At 71.3% G+C, this 19534-nt stretch carries 17 protein-coding genes and 3 pseudogenes; 16 read left to right on the top strand and 4 right to left on the bottom strand.

Annotation, left to right across the window (positions count from 1 at the left end):
* From AB0C28_RS55470 to AB0C28_RS55445, 6 genes and pseudogenes are all read left to right on the top strand, one after another.
* Positions 1-281: pseudogene (locus AB0C28_RS55470) on the top strand (type I glyceraldehyde-3-phosphate dehydrogenase); the annotation flags it as partial.
* Between the two features lie 83 nt (positions 282-364).
* Complete coding sequence (locus AB0C28_RS55465) at positions 365-1210, top strand: universal stress protein (protein WP_358085486.1); 846 nt, start codon at positions 365-367, stop codon at positions 1208-1210.
* Positions 1211-1298: 88 nt separating this feature from the next.
* Positions 1299-1955, top strand: a complete 657-nt coding sequence (locus AB0C28_RS55460; protein ID WP_358085484.1) for a CBS domain-containing protein — start codon at positions 1299-1301, stop codon at positions 1953-1955.
* 9 nt (positions 1956-1964) lie between these two features.
* On the top strand, positions 1965-4073 hold the full coding sequence (gene hypF / locus AB0C28_RS55455; protein ID WP_358085481.1) for a carbamoyltransferase HypF: 2109 nt from the start codon (positions 1965-1967) through the stop codon (positions 4071-4073).
* Positions 4074-4143: 70 nt separating this feature from the next.
* A complete protein-coding gene (locus AB0C28_RS55450; RefSeq protein WP_358085479.1) occupies positions 4144-4296 on the top strand; it encodes a HypC/HybG/HupF family hydrogenase formation chaperone in 153 nt (50 codons plus the stop codon).
* Positions 4280-4623, top strand: a pseudogene (locus AB0C28_RS55445) (hydrogenase formation protein HypD); the annotation flags it as partial. The gene AB0C28_RS55450 and the pseudogene AB0C28_RS55445, both read left to right, overlap by 17 nt.
* Before the next feature lie 282 nt (positions 4624-4905).
* Here the strand turns inward: AB0C28_RS55445 and AB0C28_RS55440 are convergent.
* Both AB0C28_RS55440 and AB0C28_RS55435 read right to left on the bottom strand, forming a co-directional pair.
* On the bottom strand, positions 4906-5604 hold the full coding sequence (locus AB0C28_RS55440) for a CBS domain-containing protein (protein WP_358085476.1): 699 nt from the start codon (positions 5602-5604) through the stop codon (positions 4906-4908).
* A 101-nt stretch (positions 5605-5705) separates the two neighbouring features.
* Positions 5706-6665: a nitroreductase family protein gene (locus AB0C28_RS55435; RefSeq protein ID WP_358085473.1), complete on the bottom strand. Its 960-nt coding sequence runs from the start codon at positions 6663-6665 to the stop codon at positions 5706-5708.
* A 120-nt stretch (positions 6666-6785) separates the two neighbouring features.
* Between AB0C28_RS55435 and AB0C28_RS55430 the strand changes: the two genes are divergently transcribed.
* Complete coding sequence (locus AB0C28_RS55430) at positions 6786-9287, top strand: cation-transporting P-type ATPase (protein WP_358085470.1); 2502 nt, start codon at positions 6786-6788, stop codon at positions 9285-9287.
* A gap of 107 nt (positions 9288-9394) precedes the next feature.
* On the opposite strand, the gene AB0C28_RS55425 is transcribed toward AB0C28_RS55430, so the two are convergent.
* Entirely contained in the window at positions 9395-10000 is a 606-nt protein-coding gene (locus tag AB0C28_RS55425; RefSeq protein ID WP_358085468.1) for a hypothetical protein, read from the bottom strand.
* 239 nt (positions 10001-10239) lie between these two features.
* Between AB0C28_RS55425 and AB0C28_RS55420 the strand changes: the two genes are divergently transcribed.
* From AB0C28_RS55420 to AB0C28_RS55395, 6 genes are read left to right on the top strand one after another with little or no spacing between them, the layout of a single operon-like run.
* Positions 10240-11289, top strand: coding sequence for a class I fructose-bisphosphate aldolase (locus AB0C28_RS55420; RefSeq protein WP_358085465.1), 1050 nt, complete (start codon positions 10240-10242; stop codon positions 11287-11289).
* Between the two features lie 59 nt (positions 11290-11348).
* On the top strand, positions 11349-11696 hold the full coding sequence (locus tag AB0C28_RS55415) for a CU044_2847 family protein (RefSeq protein WP_358085462.1): 348 nt from the start codon (positions 11349-11351) through the stop codon (positions 11694-11696).
* Positions 11671-13098 (top strand): serine protease, encoded by a 1428-nt coding sequence (locus AB0C28_RS55410; RefSeq protein WP_358085459.1) that lies wholly within the window; start codon positions 11671-11673, stop codon positions 13096-13098. Before AB0C28_RS55415 ends, AB0C28_RS55410 begins: the two co-directional genes overlap by 26 nt.
* A complete protein-coding gene (locus AB0C28_RS55405) occupies positions 13028-13564 on the top strand; it encodes a hypothetical protein (RefSeq protein ID WP_358085456.1) in 537 nt (178 codons plus the stop codon). The genes AB0C28_RS55410 and AB0C28_RS55405 overlap by 71 nt, the downstream gene beginning before the upstream one ends.
* Positions 13548-16055 (top strand): hypothetical protein, encoded by a 2508-nt coding sequence (locus AB0C28_RS55400; protein ID WP_358085453.1) that lies wholly within the window; start codon positions 13548-13550, stop codon positions 16053-16055. Before AB0C28_RS55405 ends, AB0C28_RS55400 begins: the two co-directional genes overlap by 17 nt.
* A 29-nt stretch (positions 16056-16084) precedes the next feature.
* Positions 16085-16396, top strand: coding sequence for a hypothetical protein (locus tag AB0C28_RS55395; protein WP_358085450.1), 312 nt, complete (start codon positions 16085-16087; stop codon positions 16394-16396).
* An 88-nt stretch (positions 16397-16484) separates the two neighbouring features.
* On the opposite strand, the gene AB0C28_RS55390 is transcribed toward AB0C28_RS55395, so the two are convergent.
* Positions 16485-17321 (bottom strand): universal stress protein, encoded by an 837-nt coding sequence (locus AB0C28_RS55390; RefSeq protein WP_358085447.1) that lies wholly within the window; start codon positions 17319-17321, stop codon positions 16485-16487.
* Here AB0C28_RS55390 and AB0C28_RS55385 point away from each other — a divergent pair.
* From AB0C28_RS55385 to AB0C28_RS55375, 3 genes and pseudogenes are all read left to right on the top strand, one after another.
* Positions 17211-17723: pseudogene (locus AB0C28_RS55385) on the top strand (DUF2000 family protein); the annotation flags it as partial. The gene AB0C28_RS55390 and the pseudogene AB0C28_RS55385 sit on opposite strands and share 111 nt — an antisense overlap.
* A gap of 92 nt (positions 17724-17815) precedes the next feature.
* Positions 17816-18409, top strand: coding sequence for a TetR/AcrR family transcriptional regulator (locus AB0C28_RS55380; protein ID WP_358085443.1), 594 nt, complete (start codon positions 17816-17818; stop codon positions 18407-18409).
* A gap of 82 nt (positions 18410-18491) precedes the next feature.
* The coding region (locus AB0C28_RS55375) for an MFS transporter (protein WP_358085440.1) at positions 18492-19534 on the top strand (1043 nt) is incomplete at its 3' end.

The following is a 19534-nucleotide window of genomic DNA, read 5'->3' as shown; positions in this document are numbered from 1 at the left end:
ACGGCTCGATCACCGATCTGTCCGCCCAGCTCGGCCGGGACGTCACCGTGCAGGAGGTCAACGATGCCTTCGCCGGGGCGGCCGAGGGCGGGCTGCGGGGCGTCCTGCGTTACAGCAGCGACCCGCTGGTCTCGCGCGACATCATCGGCGTGGCCGCGTCGTGCGTGTTCGACTCCGCGCTCACCCAGGCGAGCGGTGACCTGGTCAAGGTGTTCGGCTGGTACGACAACGAGTGGGGCTACGCCAACCGCCTGGTCGAGATGGCCCAGCGGATGGCCTGACCGTCGGCGACCTCAGGGGCCCCGAGAGCCTCCAGGAAGAGCACGCACGGGCCGAGCGGATGGATGCCACAAAGGAGAACAAAATGATCATCGTAGGTGTGGACGGCTCCGCGCCCTCGCGGGCCGCCGTCGAATGGGCCGCCGCCGACGCCCTGCGGCTGCGGGTGCCGCTGCGGGTGGTGCACGCCGTGGACCGCTCCTGGTACCAGGTCGGCAGGTTTCCTATCGAGGACATGCCCGACACGCTGCTCCGGAACGGGCGAAGGGTGCTGCGCGAGGCGCGGGAACTCGTCCACGAGTGCCAGCCCGGCGTGGAGGTCACCACGCTCGACGTCGAGGGCGTCCCCAAGGTGGTCCTGGAGGACCAGGCGAAGGACGCCACCGAGATCGTCGTCGGCAGCCGTGGACTCGGCGGCTTCGCCGGCACGCTGCTGGGCTCGGTAAGCACGCACGTGGCCGGTCACGTCCGCTGCCCCGTCGTCGTGGTGCGCGGCGAGCGCCCGGCTACGCCGTACGGGGAGATCGCGGTGGGCGTGGACGACTCGCCGGAGTGCGAGCCCGCGCTGGCCTACGCCTTCGAGCAGGCGAAACTGCGCGGCAGCACGCTGCGGGTGGTGCACGCCTGGCAACTGCCGGTGCACGCCTACGCTCCCGGGGTCACGTACGACATGGACGAGGTCCGTGTGGCGCAGCACCAGGTCGTCCGTGACCGGCTGGCGATCTTCGCCCAGGACTACCCGCAGGTGACGGTCATCGAGGACGTCCCCCATGCCCACCCGGTGCAGGCCATGACCGGGGCGTCCCAGCGGGCGGACCTGGTGGTGGTGGGCTCGCACGGGCGCGGCACGCTGGGCTCGGCACTGCTCGGCTCGGTCAGCCGCGGCACGCTGCACCACGCCGCCTGCCCGGTCGCAGTGGTCCGCGCGTAGGACCTTGGGCCCTGTCCTCCAGGACGTTCGCCGCTGCCGGCGGGGCCGCCCGTGGGGGGAGCGTGGTGGTGGAAGCGAGGTGGAGATCATGTCGATCGAAGTCAAGGACGTCATGGGACGCGTGGCCATCGCGGTGCTGGAGGACGCGTCGTTCGCCGACATCGTGGCCGCGATGAAGCGGTACGCGGTGGGAGCGGTGACCGTGGTGGACGCGGATCAGCGGCCGGTGGGCGTGGTGTCGGAGGACGACCTGCTGCTCAAGGAGACAGACCCGGCGCGGCACGCGGTGTCGATGTTCGAGTCCCGCAGGCAGCGGCACGAGCACGAGAAGGCCGCGGGGGTACGGGCGACCCAGCTCATGACCTCCCCCGCGATCACCGTCACGCCGGGAACCTCGGTACGGGACGCGGCGCGCCTCATGCACGACCGGCGGATCAAGCAGGTGCCTGTGATCGACGTGGTGACCGGGCGGATCGTCGGCACCCTGCACCAGCACGACGTGCTGCGCGTCTTCACCCGTCCGGCCGCCGAACTGGAAACGGACGTCAAAGCCGTGCTCGCCGATCCCGAGGCCTTCACCATCGAGATCGACAAAGGCGTGGTGACCGTCAGCGGACGGGTGCAGTGGAGATCCCAGGCCATCGCGCTCGTCGAGGCGGTCCGCGCGGTCGAGGGCGTCGTCGACGTCGTGGCCCGGATCACCGTCGGCAACGACGACCTCGTCGTCGTCCCACCGCTGCTCTAGGAGACCGCCATGGAAGCGGCGTGGCGGATCGAGGTGCACGGCATCGTCCAGGGCGTCGGCTTCCGGCCGTCCACGCACCGGCTTGCGACGGGAATCGAGAACATGGTCACCGGGGAGGGCATCGATCGGGAGGCGACCAGGTTCGAGATCGCGGAAAGCCCGATCGCGTCCGGCGCTCCCCGTGAGATCCCGCCGGACCTGGCCACCTGCGAGGATTGCCGGCGCGAGCTGTTCGACCCGGCCAACCGGCGCTATCGTTACCCCTTCATCAACTGCACCGCCTGCGGCCCCCGGGCCACCATCATCGAGAGCCTGCCCTACGACCGGGAGCGCACCTCGATGCGGGGCTTCGAGATGTGTAGGGCCTGCGCCGCCGAATATCACGACCCGGCCGACCGGCGCTTCCACGCCGAGCCGATCGCCTGCGCCTCCTGCGGCCCCCGGCTGCGCTTCCTGCACATGACCGCCGACGCGGCGCTGCGGGCGGCGGCGGACGTGATCGCGAACGGCGGCGTGATCGCGGTCAAAGGGCTGGGCGGCCACCAGCTCGTCTGCGACGCGATGAACGACGAGCCGGTCCTACGGCTGCGGCAGATCAAGGACCGTGACACCAAGCCGCTGGCGGTCATGGTGCGCGACCTCACCATGGCCGGAGCCCTCGCCGACCTGACCGACGCCGACCGCGACCTGCTGGCCGCCGCGTCCGCGCCGATCGTGCTCGCCCCTCGCCGGCTCGGCGTGCTGTCGCCTGGTGTCTGTCACGGCATGCCCGACATCGGGCTGTTCCTGCCGAACACACCGCTGCATCACCTGCTCCTGGACGCGTTGCGCCGCCCTCTCGTGGTGACCAGCGCCAACCACGCCGGCAGCCCGATGATGACGGAGGAGATCTCCGGGCTGGACGTGGACGGCGTGCTCACCCATGACCGGCCCATCGTGGGCCGCTACGACGACTCGGTGATCCGCTCGTTCGGCGGGCGTTCCACGACCATCCGGCGTGCCCGCGGCCTGACGCCCGCCGTGATGAGCCTGCCCGCCGCCGCGCCGCCCTTGCTGGCAGTGGGCGCCCAGCTCAAGAACACCATCACGCTCGCCGACGGCGGGCAGGCCGTGATCGGGCCGCACATCGGCGATCTGTCGGACGCCGAGACGCTGCAGGCGTACGAGGAGACACTCGACCACCTGCGCGCCAGCTACGGCATCGACCCTGCTCATGCCGCCCATGACCTGCATCCCGACTACCTGTCGACCCGGCTGGCGCGACGCTGGCGCAAGCGCGTCGCCGTCCAGCACCACCACGCGCACGTCGCCGCGGTGGCCGCCGAGCACCGCCTGGAGCCGCCGTTCCTCGGCCTCGCCTACGACGGGCTCGGCTTGGGAGACGACGGCACCTTCTGGGGCGGTGAGCTGCTGCTGGCCTCCTACACCGGATACCGGCGGCTCGGCCGTTTCTCCTATGCTCCGATGCCCGGCGGGACGGCGGCCGTACGACGCCCCGCCCGCATAGCACTCGGTTACCTGCTCGGTGGTGAGACCGCCTCAGGCGCCATCCCCCAAGGTCTCGCCGCCGGCCTGCCCGACATGGAGGTGATCGGCCGCATGATCGACCGCCGGGTGAACTGCCCGATCGCCTCCAGCGCCGGGCGCCTGTTCGACGCCGCAGCCGCGCTGCTGGACCTGTGCGTGGTCAACGGCTTCGAGGGTGAGGCCGCGATGCGCTTGGAACTGGCCGCCGCCGCTCACCCGGGCAGCGAGCCGCTGGCCTGGCGGCTGGAATGGCGCGAGGGGTTGTGGGTGTACGACGCCGTGGCCACCCTGCGCCATCTCCTGGAGGCCAAGGCCGACGGCGAACCCGCCGGCCGGATCGCCGCAGCCTTCCACGCCACCGTCGCGGCCGTCACCGTGCTGCTGTGCGAGCGGGCCGCGGCCGAGCACGACGTCACCCAGGTATGCCTGTCCGGCGGGGTGTTCCAGAACCGGCTGCTGGCCCTCGACGTGCTCGCCCGCCTGACCGCGGCCGGCTTCGAGCCGTACATCGGCGAGCAGGTCCCCGTCAACGACGGCGGCATCAGCTACGGCCAGGCGGCCGTTGCGGCTGCGAGGCTGTCATGTGCCTAGGCGTGCCAGGGCGCATCGTCAGCCGTGACGGCGAGATGGGTTCGCCGACTTCGACGGCCTGCGCCGGGAGGTGTACCTGGCCTGCACGCCCGAGGCGGCGCCGGGCTACTACGTGATCGTCCACGTGGGCTTCGCGATCTCCCTCATGGACGAGGAGGAGGCACGACGCACCCTCGCCGTCCTGCGCGCCATACCTGGAGGGCTGGATGAGATACCTCGATGAGTACCGCGATCCGGTGCTCGCCCGCCGCCTGGTCACCGAGATACGCACCACCGCCACGCGCCGATGGCCGATCATGGAGGTGTGCGGCGGCCAGACCCACACCATCGTCCGCCAGGGCATCGACGAGCTCATCCCGGTGCGGATGGTGCACGGCCCCGGCTGCCCGTCTGCGTGACCCCGCTGGGCACCATCGACCGGGCGCTGGCCATCGCCGCCCGCCCCGAAGTCGTCTTCACCTCCTTCGGCGACATGATGCGCGTCCCCGGGTCGGGCAGCGACCTGCTGTCGGCCAAGGCCAGAGGCGCCGACGTCCGTGTCGTCTACTCTCCCCTGGACGCGGTGCGTCTGGCGAAGACCACCCCCGGCCGGCAGGTGGTGTTCTTCGCGACGTGCCCGCGTCGAGGGCGATGGCGAAGACCGGCCCGGAGCCGCCTCGCAGGCGGTAATGGCCGGGCGCCTGCTCGTCGCCTTGACCCGGCGGGCAGGTCGGCGGCCGACCGCAACTCGGTGAAGCGGATCACACCGTCGCGGACGACCGGCCCACGACGGTGTACCCACGCTCGCGCAGCGTCCCGATCAGCGGATCGAGCGAGTCCAGGAGAACGTCGCTCATGACCGCGCACCGCGCCGGGCAGAGGCGGGGGTGACGTCGTCGCGCTCCCAGGACAGCTCGCCGACCACGCCGACCACGCCGTTGACCCGCCCGGCCGCGCGGATGGCGAGGGCCGTCTCGCTGCGGCGATCCATCCGGCCGTACAGCGTGACGACGCCATCGCTGACCTTGACCTGGACGTCGCTGGTGTCCATCCACAGCGCTCGGTGCAAGATGTCGTCCCGGACATCGGCGGCGATCTGCTCGTCGCCGCGCAGGAACAGCCTGACCAGGTCGCGGCGGCTGACGATGCCCACCAGGCGGCCGTTGTAGTCGACGACCGCGAGCTGGTTCACGTCGTGGGCGTCCATCAGGCGGGCAGCGTCCACCGCCGACTTCCCGGCCGTGATGGTGATCGGCGGGCTGGTCATCAGGTCGGCGGCCGTTTCGCCGGACGCCTTCCGCCTGCTCGCGCGGTGGCGCAGCAGGGAGCGCGGCGGCGGCCGATAGCTCTCACCGAAGTGCTGCTCCCGGAACTGCTCCTTGTGCAGCAGGTCGGCCTCGGAGATCATCCCGATGACGTGCCGGTCGCCGGCGAGCACAGGGGCGGCGCCGACGCCGCCGGAGACAAGAGCCGTGGCGACGTCCTTGAACGAGGTGGCGGCGCTGACGGGAACGACCTCGCGGGTCATCACGTTCTCAACGGTCATGCTCATCGTGCACCTCGGATGTCGATGGGTCGTCCTGCTTCCATTGCAGCTCCGGGCACACTTCGGCCCAAGGGGCGGAGGTCCCGCGATGGCTGCCGAGAGTCCTCTCAGACCTGTGTGGACTCCAGCTCCGCGGCGGGACGGCGGGGGCTGCGGGGCACGTACGGGCCGTATCCGAGTCTGATGATCATCTGTGGGTGGCCGCGCCGGTGGTGCGGGTCGCGCCGCTTGCGCATGTCGCGCAGGTCGAGCGGCTGGTTCAGGTAGGACGCCGACACTCCGTGCCGGGTGGCGACCAGCAGCATCCGCTGCAACGCCTGCCCGGCGCGCAACCAGTCGGCGGGCCGGTCGCCCGGTGTGGTGAGCACCGCGAGCTGGGGTCGCTCCTCGAATCGGGCCTCGCCGTGCTGCCGGCCGAAGTCGCGTACCGGGGACGGATCCCGCGACGCGCGAGGGGCGAGCGCGTAGTCGGGCACGCCGTCGTAGAGCGGTCCGCGCACGGTCCAGGCGGCCAGCTCGGCGCGATAGTCGTGGTCGCGTGACAGCTCGTCCTCGGCCATGGCGGCGTAGTCGAGGAGGTCGGCGGTACCGTGCCGGTCGAGCGTGACCAGCCGAGCGCCTTCACGGGAGGCGGCCAAGCGCAGCTCGGCCATGACTGTGGACGGGACGCGCCGGTCGAGGTACGGCCGGCGGCTGGTGCGCCGCACCGGGATGAGGTCGTACAGCTCCCGGTGCTCGGTCGTGGCGGGGATGGCCGCTCCGACGCGGACCGCGGCGAGGAGATCGGGCTGCTCCTCGGACGAGGGGAGCAGGAACACCATCGGCCGCCGCCCGGCGGTCCGCACGGCCAGGCGCAGGTTCAACAGGGCAGCTCCGCAGCTGACGTGCTGGTTGCGTCCGCGCGGGTCGCTCACCCGCAGCCGCCGCTCGGGGTCGGCGTAGACCTCGACCAGCTCACGGCCTGGGACGCGGAAGCGCCACGGCTGGGTGTTGAGCACCGACGGCGCCTGACCGGCCGCGACCAGCAGCCTCCGGACGCCGGACTCGTGATCGAGCGGAGTGAACATGACACACCTCCCACCACCGACCCTCCCGCGCGGGCCGTGCGTACGGCAGTGCCGTACGGCCCCCACCCTGGTGCCGAAAGGCCCTGCCCCCGGCACCCGAACGGCGGCGACCGTGACGGCATGACGACGACCGTGTCTCACCTCAGGCAGGGGCTCACCACCGCGCAGGCCACGGCACGGCTGGCGGCCGACGGGCCCAACGTGCTGCCCTCGCCCCGGCGCACGCTCCCGATCGTGCTGCTGCTGCGCCAGATGGCGCACTTCTTCGCGCTGCTGCTGTGGGGCGCGTCGGTTCTCGCCCTCCTGGCCGGGATGCCGCAGCTCGCGGTGGCGATCGTGGTGGTGGTGCTGCTCAACGGCGGCTTCGCCTTCGCCCAGGAGTATCGCGCCGACCAGGCCGCGCAGCGACTGCGCGAGCTCATCCCGGCCAACGTCGTCGTCCGCCGCGACGGCCGCCGCCGGCTCCTGGACGCGTCCAGCCTGGTCGCGGGGGACGTGGTACTCCTGGAGGCAGGCGACCGGATCTCCGCCGACCTGGACCTGGCCGAGGTGCACGCTCTGGCGGTCAACGAGTCGATGCTGACCGGAGAAAGCGTTCCCGTCCGGCCGCGCGCCGGTGACCCGGCCTTCGCCGGCACGTACGTGGTGGAAGGCGAGGCCGAGGCCGTCGTGATGGCGACGGGCGCCCGTACCCGGCTGGCCGGGATCGCCCGGCTGACCCAGGAGGCGTCCCGGCCGCCGAGCCCGCTGTCGGTGCAGATCGGCAAGGTCGTCAAGATCGTCGCGGGGATCGCGCTGGCCGTGGGCGTGGCCTTCTTCGGCCTGGCCATGCTGCTGGGCATGCAGGCGAGCCACAGCTTCCTGTTCGCGCTGGGGGTCACCGTGGCGCTGGTCCCTGAAGGGCTGCTGCCGACGGTCACGCTGTCGCTGGCGCGGTCCGCGCAACGGATGGCCGCCCGCAACGCCCTGGTGCGCCACCTCGAAGCGGTCGAGACGCTCGGCTCGGCCACGTTCATCTGCACCGACAAGACCGGCACTCTGACCCGCAACGAGATGACCGTGGCCGAGGTGTGGGCGCCCGGGCACGCGCCCGCCGACGTGCTGCGCACGGCGGTGCTCAGCTCCACCGGACGGATGAGCGACGGCAGGCCGGTCGGCGACCCGATGGAGGTCGCGCTGCACGTCGAGGCGTTACGCCTCGACGCCGACCTGACCGGCGAGATCACCGCGCGCAACCCCTTCGACCCGCGCCGCCGCCGCGCCTCCGTCATGGTGAATGGCCGGCTCCATCTCAAGGGGGCGCCGGACACCGTGCTGCCGCTGTGCCGCGACGTCCCAGGCGTGGGGGAGGCGCTGACCCGGATGAGCGAACGCGGACTGCGCGTGCTCGCGGTCGCCCGCGGCGGCGGGTCCGAGGAACACGACCTCGAACTGCTCGGCCTGATCGGACTCCACGACCCGCCACGTGAGGACGTGGCCGAGGCGATCTGGAAATGCCGCATCGCCGGGATCAAACTCGCCATGGTCACCGGCGACCATCCGCGTACCGCCCGCGCCATCGCCGCCGAGGTCGGACTGCTCGGTCCCGACGAACTGATCCTGACCGGCGCCGAGCTGCCCGCCGACGACGCGGCGCTGGGCGAACTGCTGGACCGGGACGGCGTTGTCGTCGCCCGCGTGACCCCCGAGGACAAACTCCGCATCGCCCGCGCGCTGCGTTCGCGCGGCCACGTCGTGGCGATGACCGGCGACGGCGTCAACGACGGGCCCGCGCTGCGCGAGGCCGACATCGGCATCGCCATGGGCGCCTCCGGCACCGACGTCGCCCGCGAGGCCGCCGACCTGGTGCTGCTCGACGACCACTTCGCCACCATCGTCGCCGCCGTCGAGCTTGGCCGCGCGACCTACGCCAACGTACGCCGCTTCCTCACCTACCATCTGACCGACAACGTCGCCGAGCTCACCCCGTTCGCGGTCTGGGCGCTGTCCGGCGGCACCATCCCTCTCGCGCTCACCGTGCTGCAGGTGCTCGCCCTCGACATCGGCACCGACCTGCTGCCCGCTCTCGCCCTCGGGGCCGAGCCTGCCAATCCGCGCACCATGCACGGCCCCGCCCGCGCCGGCAGCCTCATCGACCGGCGCCTGCTGTTCCGTGTGTTCGGCGTGCTCGGCCCGGCCCAGGCGCTGGCCGAGATGGGAGCGTTCGCCGGTGTCCTGCTGCTGGGCGGCTGGCACTTCGCCGCCGTACCGGATCCCGGCCTGCTCGCCGCCGCCTCCGGCACCGCGTTCGCGGCCGTCGTGGTCGGCCAGTTCGCCAACGCCTTCGCCTGCCGCAGCGAATCCCGCTGGATCGGCCGGCTGCGCTGGCGTTCCAACCCGTTGCTGCTCGGCGCGATCGCCTTCGAAGCCGTGCTGCTCCTGGTCTTCGTCGGCGTCCAGCCGGTCGCCCACCTTCTCGGCGGGACATTTCCCGCCCCGGCCGGCTGGGCACTCGCGGCGCTGGCGATCCCCGTCATGGTCGCCGCCGACACCGCGCACAAGGCATGGCGGGCCCGCCATGCCTCGAACGACCTTCCGGAATCAGGGTCTACACCGTCGCCAGAAGGGACACCGCTGCCATGACCCACATCCTGCTCGGCCACGAGCGGGCCCTGGCGGAACGCCGGTGGACGCCATCGGCTCAGGAGCGGTCCCGGACGAACGGCGGTTTCCGCTGGCCGCCCACCCGCTCAGGGATGCTGCGGCCGGCGCCATCTGTCCGAAGCCCGTACCCAGTCGGCGTCCCACTCGCGATAGCGTGCGCGGTCCAGCCACCGGCGGAAGCCAGCGAACGCGCACAGCACCAGGAACATGGTCACGAGCACGATCAGCATGCCGACCGCCACACCCCGCATCTGGAGCACCGAACTGTCGGCAGGCGGTGCGGCCGGCTTTCCGGCGGCGTCGATCCACACCGGGATCACCGCGCCCGCCTTGGCCAAGGGGCGCACGGGCACCGTGCCGATGCGAACCTCGCCCGAATGGGTCGTCCACCGCGCCACCGCTTCCTGCCTGCCCGCGGGGACCTCTGTGAAGGACACGCGGGTGACCGGAGCGTCCTCCAGCAGCGTCGCCATGACCTGCCGGGGGGCGCGGGAGCCGGCGCTTTCCTCCCGCAGCGCATTGTCATAGGCCAGTCGCCCGGCCACCACGGCGGGCCAGACACTGAGCAGCACCAAGAGCACGGACACGACTACGACGGCAGACTCCAGCCGGTCGGAACGGCGACGCAAGGGATTGCCGTCCGGGCGGTACAGACGTACTCGCGAATTCAGAAGATCACTCCATGCCTGCATCGGGCACCTCCTTGAGCTCACTGTGCGTGCTCTCGCGCGGGGATGGCAGTGTCCTATGACTCGGCAGGGGAGGGCCTTCGTCCCGAAGCCCTCCAGGCGCGAACTCAGCGGGCCGTAGGGGGACCTTCGGCCCTGGCTTCTCGGCGAGAACGAGCTCAGCGTTGTGAACGAGGCCCTGACCGCGATCCTCGCGGCGAGCGTGAGAACGCCGGTCGGGCCGGAGGCGGAAGGAGCCGGAGATGGATCTCAAGCCCCTCCTCGGCGAGGAGAGTGGCTACCTGCTGGAGCATCGCGCGACCGGTATCGCGCGGGAAAGCCTGCACCTGCCCGGCGCCGACTTCGTGGAGCGAGTGGTCACCCACACCGACCGCAGCCCGGCGGTGCTGCGTAACCTGCAGCATGTGTTGGACACCGGCCGCCTGGCGGGCACGGGTTACCTGTCGATCCTGCCGGTGGACCAGGGCGTGGAGCACTCCGCCGCGGCGTCCTTCGCGCCGAACCCCGCCTACTTCGACCCGGCCAGCCTGTGTGAGCTGGCCTTGGAGGGCGGCTGCAACGCCATCGCCTCCACCCTCGGCGTGCTCGGATCGGTGTCACGGCGATACGCGCACCGGATGCCGTTCATCGTCAAGCTCAACCACAACGAGCTGCTGACCTACCCCAACCGTTACGACCAGACCATGTTCGCCTCGGTCAGGCAGGCGTTCGACCTGGGCGCGGTCGCGGTGGGCGCGACGGTCTACTTCGGGGCGCGGGAAAGCATGCGTCAGCTGCAGGAGGTCCGTGAAGCGTTCCAGCGCGCGCATGAGCTGGGCCTGTTCACTGTGCTGTGGGCTTACCTGCGCAACGAGTCGTTCGCGACGGGCGAGGTGGACTACCAGCTGAGCGCGGACCTGACCGGGCAGGCCAATCATCTGGCGGCCACGGTGGAGGCCGACATCGTCAAACAGAAGCAGCCGGTGTGCAACGGCGGGTTCCCCGCGCTGAGGTTCGGCAAGACCGATGACAGGGTCTACAGCGAGATGGCCGCCGCCCACCCGATCGAGCTGACCCGCTGGCAGGTGGCCAACTGCTTCATGGGCAGGGTCGGGCTGATCAACTCCGGCGGCGCGTCAGGCGGGCAGCCGGATCTGGCCCAGGCCGTGCGGACCGCCGTCATCAACAAGCGGGCCGGGGGGATGGGCCTGATCGTCGGCCGCAAGTCCTTCCAGCGGCCGATGGCCGAAGGGGTCACGCTGCTGAACGCCGTCCAGGATGTCTACCTCGACCCCGACGTCACAGTGGCCTGACTCGAGGTGCACCGGCGGAACCGTGAGCAGCACGACGGGCAACAGGCAGGAGGCCGGCCATGGCCGGAGAACAGAAGTTGGCGGTGAAGATCGGCGGCGGCGACACGATGGTCGTCGTCGCGGAACCGGTGGGTGGCACGCTGGTGGCGGACAAGGACCTCGTGACGGAACTGAGCGAGATCACCACGTCCGTGGAACGGGTGAGCCGCGAAGTGCTCCAGGCTGTCCGCCGGGCGGGGCCCACCAAGGGCACGATCGAATTGGGATTCAGCCTCGCGGTCGAGTCCGGTCACGTCGTGGCCATGCTCGGAAAGGGCCGGGGCGAGGCCACGATCAGGGTCACCCTGGAGTGGGCCGCCGCGGACATGAAGGAGGCACGCGATGCCGCTGTCGGACGCGACCGTTGAGCTGCTCAAGCGCGTGCTGCACGACGCGACCGCCGCCGTGCACGCCGACGGCGATTTCCAGGGTACGGCGTTCTTCGTCAGCGATCGGCTGCTGCTCACCTGCGAGCACGTGGTTCCCGAGGGAGCCCGCATCGACATCGAGCCGATCGGCCGTGCCCGCCGCCCCGCCAGGGTGGTCAGGCGGGACCGGGACGCCGACCTCGCTCTGCTGGCCGGCGAGGCGCGCGACGAGCCCGCCCTCCCCTGCGTGGTCCTGGACACCAGGCTGGACACCTGCCGGTACTGGCTGGCCGGCTTCCCGCGCGAGAACGGGGAGCGAACAGGGCTGGAGATCGTCGCGGCCGGGGGCCACAGACGCGAGGACCTCCAGGATGGCGGTGACCAGAGTCTGCGGCTCGAACCGGGCACGATCATCACCTACGGGATGAGCGGCGGCCCCGGCCTGAGCACGAAGACCGGCGCGGTGGTCTCGCTCACCCGCTGGAGCAGTGACGCGGCGGACGCCCTGGGCGGCAGCGCGGTGCTCGTCGCGGTGGCGGCCGGGAGATTCGAGGAGATCGCAGCCCTGCTCAAGACGTCGACGCCGGCGATGGTGCCCTGGCGGGATGCGCTCGGCCGGGACGGTTGGCAGGGCCTCGGCCGCTCCTGGGACATCGGCGCGTGCGTGGACCTGCGGGTCAGCGGGAAGCGCAACTCCTGGCAGATCAGCCTGGAGCCGCATCTCAGCCACGGCCTGACCGGTCGTGACCTCGGCGAGGACGTCGCCGAGGCGCTGTTCCGGTGGGCGCAGCGACGGCGGGTCCGCGACGCGGACGAGGTGTCGCTGCTCGGCCCGCTGCTCGCCAGCGCGCTGTTCCCCCGGGACGTCGCCAACCATCTCAGCGTGGTCAGCCAGGCCGACAGCGTCCTGGTCCGCCTGCACGTGGAACACGGCAACGACCTCACCGACATCCCCTGGGAGCTCGCCGCCGTCCCCGGTGAGCGGGACAAGTTCCTCGCCGCCGACGAGAAGTTCAGATTCGTCCGGGTGTCGGACACGGACCTGACGGACGGGGACATGGTGCCGCCACCCTCCGCACCGGCCGCCACGCCGGCCGAGGTCGGCGTGCTGGCCGCTGTCGCCCAGCCGAGGCACTGGGCCCGCCAGTATCCCCTCGTGCCTCCCAGGCACCGGGGATCGCCCTACCGCTGGCCCAAGCCGTCCGACATGTGCATCCGCCCTCGGCGAGCGTGTCGAACGCGCCGGATTCGTGGTGAAGGTGCTGCCCGAGCCGCGATGGAGCGCCGTACAGGATGCTCTTCGCACCGGCGCCTACACCGTGCTGCATTTCATGGGCGTAGGCCAGCGCGAGGACGACGGCACGCCGCTGATCGCCTTCGTCGACGACGACGGGGACGGTGAGTCGTGGGAGGACCCGCGCGATGTGATCAGGACCGCCGCCGCGTGTGGCGTGCGCCTGGTCGTGTTCGAACTGCTGATGCCGCCCACCGACTACAACTACGAGCCGCTGACGCCCAGCGCGCTAGGCGACGTCATCACGGGGAGCGTGACAGCGGTGATGCTCACGCACCTGCCCGTGCACCCCAAGCAGTGCAAGGTGTTCAACGACTCCTTCTACGAGGCGCTGGGCCGCGGTGAGTCGATCGAGACCGCCGTACAGGCGGGCCGCAGGATGCTCAAGGTGGACAAACCGGTGGAGGACGCTGCCGGATTCGGCTGGTTCACCCTGGTCACCAGCCCTCAGTCGGGTGTGCGGCTGGTGAGCCCCGTGGTGGAGAGCCCGCTCCCACCGGGGCCCATCGCCGGCCGCCTCGTCGAGCCGATGACACCACGCTGGAGCGGAGCGCCCGATGTCCTCCATCACTGAGATGATCCGGCGCGCCGACGGGCAGTTGCGCAGGCAACTCGACGTGGACGCGGGACTGCGGCAGATCGCGGCGCGCGCGCAGGACGGGAAGGTGCCACGGCTGCTCGCCGCGCGCCGACGAGCTCTGGAAGAGGCGTTACTCCGTCTCGGGCGGCTCGCCGACGCCGTGGAGCACTTCTCGGTGGTCCGGCCGTTCCTCGCCGAGGGCTGGCCGGAGGAACGCGCCCGGCTCCGGCAGGTCCTCGCTGGTGATCTGCTGACCGGGCTGGGGGAGTGGCTCGGTTACTGGTTCACCGCGGCGAGCCGGCTGCGGACGGAGGCCATGGACCGGCTGGAAGCGGACGTTCCGCTGCCGGCCGCCGCCTCGGTGCTCGCCACCCGGATCTCCATGGCGAACCGGGCACTCGCCGCGGGTGACTGGAACCTGTGCCATGAACTCCTTGAGCTCGGCCACCATGGACTCCGAGTCGGCCGCTGGGCGGGCCCGGAAGAAAGCGTGCAGGAGGACTTGCGGCTGCTGGCCGCGCGCCTGGCGCTGCGACACGGTTTTCTCGACGAGGCCGGTGCCATCATCGGTGAGGGCGCCGGCGAGCCGGACAGCGCGGCCCGGCTGGCACTGCGATCCCGCTACGCGCGGGGGCGCGGACAGACCGACGTGGCCGATGCCCTGCTCAAGCGCGCTCGCGAGCTGGATCCACGCGACCTGGACGCCACCGTCGAGGCGATCGCCCTCGCGCGGGAGCTCGGAGATCTCGGGCTCGCGCTGGACGACGCCCGAGCCGCCGCCGAGGCGTTCCTGTCTCTCAGCGACATCGAAGGCGACGTCAACCGGCTGGTGGACGTTCCGTGCGAGCTGTACATCGCGCTCGCCGAGTGGGCACGAGACGAGGACGATCGCGACCGTGCGCTGGGCCTGCTGGATCGCGCGGCCACGGTCGCGCCACCCGGTGATGAGATCATCGCCATAGTGGAGGAGGCCCGCGCCGGGCTCCTGAGTTCACCGGCCGAGCGCCGTGCGGCCCTGCTGGCGGCTGGGCAGTGGCGTGCCGTCAAGGGCCACCTGGAGCTCGCCCGCCACGACTTCGAGTCCGCTCTGGAGCAGGACCCGCGGGACGAGGACGACGTCCGCACACGAGCGGTGGCACAGTTGCGGCTGGCCGACGTCGTCGCGATGACCGCCCGGCAGCGCCCCCGCGGCGACGTGGCCGGGAGCCTGTCCGAGGCGTTGTCGGCCCTGCTCGCCGCGCAGCGGCAGGCGGACGTCACGGGAAGCGAGTGGTGGAGCTATGCGACCGAGAGCGACCTGCGCGCCCAGCTCGCCGAGGTGCAGGGCGCCCACCGGCAGGCCGGGCAGTGGGGCGCCCTGCTCGCCGCGGCGCGGGCGCTGGCATTGAACCCGCTGTCGGCACAGGTGTGGCTGCTGCTGGCGCAGACGGCCCGGACGCGGTGCCTGCCCTGGACGTGCGAGGCCGCGGCCGCCCGCGGCTACGCGATCGTGCGGGACCCGGCGACGACGGCCGCCTATGCGGACGCCCTCGTGCACGTCGGCCACTACGAGCAGGCCTTGGCCCTGCTCGACGGCGCGACCGACGACTGGAGCCGGTGCATGATCGGCCGCGTCTCCATGGAGCTCGGCAAGCCGGAGGAGGCAGTGCGGTACCTCGCCGCCGGGGCCATCGACCCCACGTGGACCTGGGCTTGGACCGCCTACGTTGACGCTCTGATCGTCACCGGCGACTTGGACAGGGCCCGCGAGTGCTCACGCCTCCACCTCAAGGCGTCGGCCGGCCGGCTGGGGGAGCGTGACGAGCTTGAGACCGCCGCCCACGACGCCCGCGTCCAGGGGCGGCCTCGTGAGGCGCTGCGGATCGCCTGTCTGCTGCGCGACCGCGACCTGCCAGGGGAGACCTCCGGGCTGACGGAGATGGGGGCCGCGCTGCTGCTGAACGGGGACCCCGCGGGATGGGACATGTTCGCCGCCGTGCTCGCCATAAGGCCGTGGCCGGTGACCGTCGGCTCCTGGGAACGCCGCCTCCGCCCCGTCCTCTTGGCTCTCGCCGCCGAGCAGGGAGTCGAGCTCGACTTCGCCCGGCTGGACGCCCCTCTCGAACGCGCCAGAGCCGGTGCCGGTGCCGGCGACCCGACGGCCGAACTGCGGCAGGCGTCCGGCGCGCCCGGTACCGCGGACGTGGCCCGCCCGGCGGCCCGGCTCGCCGAGGCGGTGCTGCGTTCCACTGCCGAACCGAGGCAGGACCGGCAGGGCGAGCTGGACGAACTGCTCGACGGGCTCGCGGCGGAAGACGGCCTGCGGGCCGAAGCCGAGTCGCTGCGCCGCCACGCCGCGGGAGAACCCGGGCACGACGACGGTGCCGAGGACGCCCCCGCTCCCGTGCCGCCGGTGATGCGGTTGCTGTTGCCGGTGTCGTGGTTCGCGCAGTACGACGATCCCTTCTATCAGCATCCGCTTTCACCCAGTGCCTGCCCGAACTGAGGCTGCGAGCCGGTCGGCCCGTGCCTCCGGTGAATGTGGAGACGGAGGAGAGCCTGGAGCCGGACGGGTACCTCGTGCTCAGCGAAGACCGGCATCTGGCGAGCGGTCACGTGGACCCGGGATTGCGCTACTGCGACGAGGAGACGCTGGCGTTGCTGCCGAGGCAGGTACGCGCCGACCCTCGTACGGTCCTGACCCAGCACGGCTGGGGAGTGCCGACCGAGCTCGTGGCGGGCGCGTCCGGGCCGGCCGGACTGCTGACCAGGTCGGCCTACGAGGTGGTGGCCATGCGCTACGGCGAGGTCGTGGGCGCGGAGCCGCCGGGGCCGCGCCCGCCGTAGCCGCCGCCGCTTCAGCGAACGCCGCCCCGGGCTTCTGCTGTGTCATGAGCGGCCATCGCCCCGCGCACCAGGTGTCGCTGAAGTGCGTTCACCGGACATGCCGTGGCCGGACCACGGCGACTGGGCAGGCGGCATGATGAAGCAGGCCGTGGCCGACCGACCCGAGCACAGCGGAGGCGAAACCTCCCAGCCCTCGCGATCCGACCACGACCAGGTCGGCCGAGGCGGAGGCATCGACGAGGGCCGGAACCGGATGTTCGCTGATCTGCCGGCCGGTGATCTCGACGTCACGATGTCGCTCACGCCAGGAAGCGATCCGCTCCTGCGCGGCGCGGCACTCCTCCTGGAAGGCGTCCGCGAGCAGGTCGGCGAAGTCGGCTCCGTAGGCCGAGACCACGGATTGCTGCCAGGCGTGGACGGCGACGATCCGCGCGCGGCGGGCACGGGCCTGCTCGACGGCGTAGAGCATCGCCTCCTGTGCGGCGCCGGAGCCGTCGTCGCCGACCACGATCCGATCGTGCCTGGTGGCGGCGGGTGCGCGGACGACGACGACCGGGCCTTGGGCGTGCCCCGCGACCGCCAGGGTCACCGAGCCGAGCACCAGCCCGGCGAACCCGCCCACGCCCCGGCTTCCGAGCACTGTGGAGTCGGCGGACGCCGACTGCGCGATCAGGCTTTCCACCACGTTGCCCGCGGACAACTCCGCGTCCACCTCGATGCTGCCGTCGATCGCCCGGGCCAGGTCGGCGGCCGTCTCCAGCACGCCGGCGCAGTACTTCCCGCCGTCGATGTCGCTCCGCCACTGCTCGCACACATGCACGATCTTCAGGGGCAGCCGTCTGTTTTTGGCATCGGCGGCGGCCCACTCCACTGCCGCGTGGGACGGAGCCGAGCCGTCCACCCCCACCACGATCGGTCCGGCCATCGCCGCCCACCTCCACAGAGCTCCATTACCTGCTGCACTCATATCTGTGCAGGCCGAGGTCTGGTCGATCGTGGAGGCGGCTCTGTGTTCGGCAAAGGTGCGTCACCGTTCCCGTCAACTGGGAACACGGCGACATCGCCGACGGCCACATGGGCCGTGAACGCCGCGGCCGTCCCCGGTCTCAGCATGGGCGGCCGGCTGCCCGGCCATCCCGCGCCTGACGGCAAGGACGCCTCGGGCGGCTTGCATCCCGGGCTGAACCCGCATCCGGTGCCTGTTTCGGGTGCCACACCCGAGCAGTCGCGCGAACTGTACGCCATGGCACGTGCCTGCGAAGAGCTGATCACCGTGGGCTTCAACGGAGTGGCTCGGCGAGCCCGCGACTACGACGATCGCCGCGCCGGCCACGACGCCCGGCGAGGACATCGACCATGCCGGCTAGGACTCTCCCAGCATATTGCACCGGTCGATCCAAAACTGTTAGCGTTGCCCGCATGGCTCGACCACGGACATTCGACGAGGATCAGGTGCTGGCCGGCGCGATGGACCTCTTCTGGGCGTACGGCTACGAGGCCACCTCGACCCGGAGCCTGTGCGACGCCGTCGGGCTGGACCGCAGCAGCCTGTACAACGCGTTCACCAGCAAGCACGAGCTGTTCAAACGTGCGTTGACCCGCTACCTCGACGCTACCGCCGCCAACCAGGCGCGCATCCTGGAAGACCCGCGGCGCCCGCCCGCGGAGCGCATCCGCGAACTGCTCGCCGCGATCGTCGAGATGGAGTCCGCCTCCTACCGGAACGGCCACGGACGCGGCTGCCTGAGCGTCAACACCACGGTGGAACTGGCCGGCCGCGACCCGGAGATCGCCCTGCTGCTCGATCGCGACTTGGCGCGGCGACTCGACTCGCTGCGGACCGTCATCGCGGCCGGCGCGGCAGCCGGCGACATCACCTCGACCCGCACGCCGGAAGCACTCGCCCGGTTCGTCAACGCCGTGATCGCGGGCATGCGGATCGCCGCTCAAGGAGGCGCCGACCGGCCCACCCTGGAAGCCATCGCCGAGACGGCCACAGACGCACTCGCCTGACCCCACCCCCGAGCTCCGGCGGGCTTCGCCTACCCGAGTTCTACACCGTTCGATGCAAAATTCTCGCCAAGGAGCGACCACCTTGCCCCGTGCTGTCTATTTGCTGGCCCTCGGCATTTTCGCCATGGTGACCAGCGAGTTCGCCGTCGCAGGACTGATGCCGCAGATGGCCGCCGGACTCGGCGCGACCATTCCACAGATCGGCTACCTCATCACCGCCTTCGCGGTCGCTATGACCGTTGGCGGTCCCTTCCTCACCATCGCAGTGGCGCGGCTGCGGCCGAACCCGGCACTCACGGCGCTCTTCGTGATCTTCCTGGTGGGAAACGTGCTGTCCGCAGTCTCGGGTTCGTACCCGGCCATGCTGGTCGCCCGAGTGATCACCGGGGTCGCCTCGCAAGCGTTCTTCGGGCTGGCCATCTCCCTGGCCACCCAGCTCACGGACGAGCGGGTACGCGGGCGGGCCATCGCGGTGGTCCTGAACGGGCTAATGGTCGGCACGCTGCTTGGGCTCCCGCTGTCCACCCTGGTCGGCGAGCACCTGGGCTGGCGGGCCACCTTCTGGGCCATCAGCGCGCTGACCGTCCTGACCGCTCTCGCCACGCTCGTCGGCCTACCCCACCTGGAACGCGCCGGTTCCGACGGGCTCGAACTCCGCGAGGAACTGAAGATCTTCAGGAACGTCAAACTGTGGCTCGTGCTGTCCACCAGCACCCTCATCATCGGCGCGACCTTCTCCGCCTTCAGCTACCTGAGCCCGATCCTCACCCAGGTCACGGGGATCGGCGAGGGCACGGTGCCGTTGCTGCTCATCGCGTACGGCGCCGCTACCGTGATCGGCAACACCGTCGTCGGCCGCCTGGCTGACCGGTACACCATCGGCGTCCAGGTATGGGGGCTGGCACTGAACCTGGTCTTCCTGACCGGCTTCGCCCTGCTGGCCCACCTCAGCGTCCCCGCGGTGGCCTTCATGCTCGGCATCGGCCTGGTGGGCGTCACCATGAACCCCGCCATGGCCACCCGCGTCCAGCGCACCACCAACGCCCGGCCGCTGGTCAATACGGTCCACTCGTCCTTCATCACCCTCGGGGTCATCATCGGCTCTTCGATCGGAGGCCTGACCAT

It is taken from the genome of Nonomuraea sp. NPDC048892 (genome assembly GCF_040649735.1).
Taxonomy (GTDB): Bacteria; Actinomycetota; Actinomycetes; order Streptosporangiales; family Streptosporangiaceae; genus Nonomuraea; species Nonomuraea maheshkhaliensis.
The sequence above is the reverse complement of the archived record's forward strand: the minus strand, read 5'-3'. Positions and strand labels throughout refer to the sequence as shown.

Bases quoted from the DNA above. Each gene is read 5' to 3' on its own strand.
- AB0C28_RS55390 (WP_358085447.1), bottom strand. From the start codon at position 17,321: ATGGCCGGACCGATCGTGGTGGGGGTGGACGGCTCGGCTCCGTCCCAC.
- AB0C28_RS55415 (WP_358085462.1), top strand. From the start codon at position 11,349: ATGGCCGGAGAACAGAAGTTGGCGGTGAAGATCGGCGGCGGCGACACG.
- AB0C28_RS55380 (WP_358085443.1), top strand. From the start codon at position 17,816: ATGGCTCGACCACGGACATTCGACGAGGATCAGGTGCTGGCCGGCGCG.
- AB0C28_RS55410 (WP_358085459.1), top strand. From the start codon at position 11,671: ATGCCGCTGTCGGACGCGACCGTTGAGCTGCTCAAGCGCGTGCTGCAC.
- AB0C28_RS55420 (WP_358085465.1), top strand. From the start codon at position 10,240: ATGGATCTCAAGCCCCTCCTCGGCGAGGAGAGTGGCTACCTGCTGGAG.
- AB0C28_RS55430 (WP_358085470.1), top strand. From the start codon at position 6,786: ATGACGACGACCGTGTCTCACCTCAGGCAGGGGCTCACCACCGCGCAG.
- hypF (WP_358085481.1), top strand. From the start codon at position 1,965: ATGGAAGCGGCGTGGCGGATCGAGGTGCACGGCATCGTCCAGGGCGTC.
- AB0C28_RS55465 (WP_358085486.1), top strand. From the start codon at position 365: ATGATCATCGTAGGTGTGGACGGCTCCGCGCCCTCGCGGGCCGCCGTC.
- AB0C28_RS55460 (WP_358085484.1), top strand. From the start codon at position 1,299: ATGTCGATCGAAGTCAAGGACGTCATGGGACGCGTGGCCATCGCGGTG.
- AB0C28_RS55440 (WP_358085476.1), bottom strand. From the start codon at position 5,604: ATGAGCATGACCGTTGAGAACGTGATGACCCGCGAGGTCGTTCCCGTC.
- AB0C28_RS55425 (WP_358085468.1), bottom strand. From the start codon at position 10,000: ATGCAGGCATGGAGTGATCTTCTGAATTCGCGAGTACGTCTGTACCGC.
- AB0C28_RS55435 (WP_358085473.1), bottom strand. From the start codon at position 6,665: ATGTTCACTCCGCTCGATCACGAGTCCGGCGTCCGGAGGCTGCTGGTC.
- AB0C28_RS55405 (WP_358085456.1), top strand. From the start codon at position 13,028: ATGGGCGTAGGCCAGCGCGAGGACGACGGCACGCCGCTGATCGCCTTC.
- AB0C28_RS55400 (WP_358085453.1), top strand. From the start codon at position 13,548: ATGTCCTCCATCACTGAGATGATCCGGCGCGCCGACGGGCAGTTGCGC.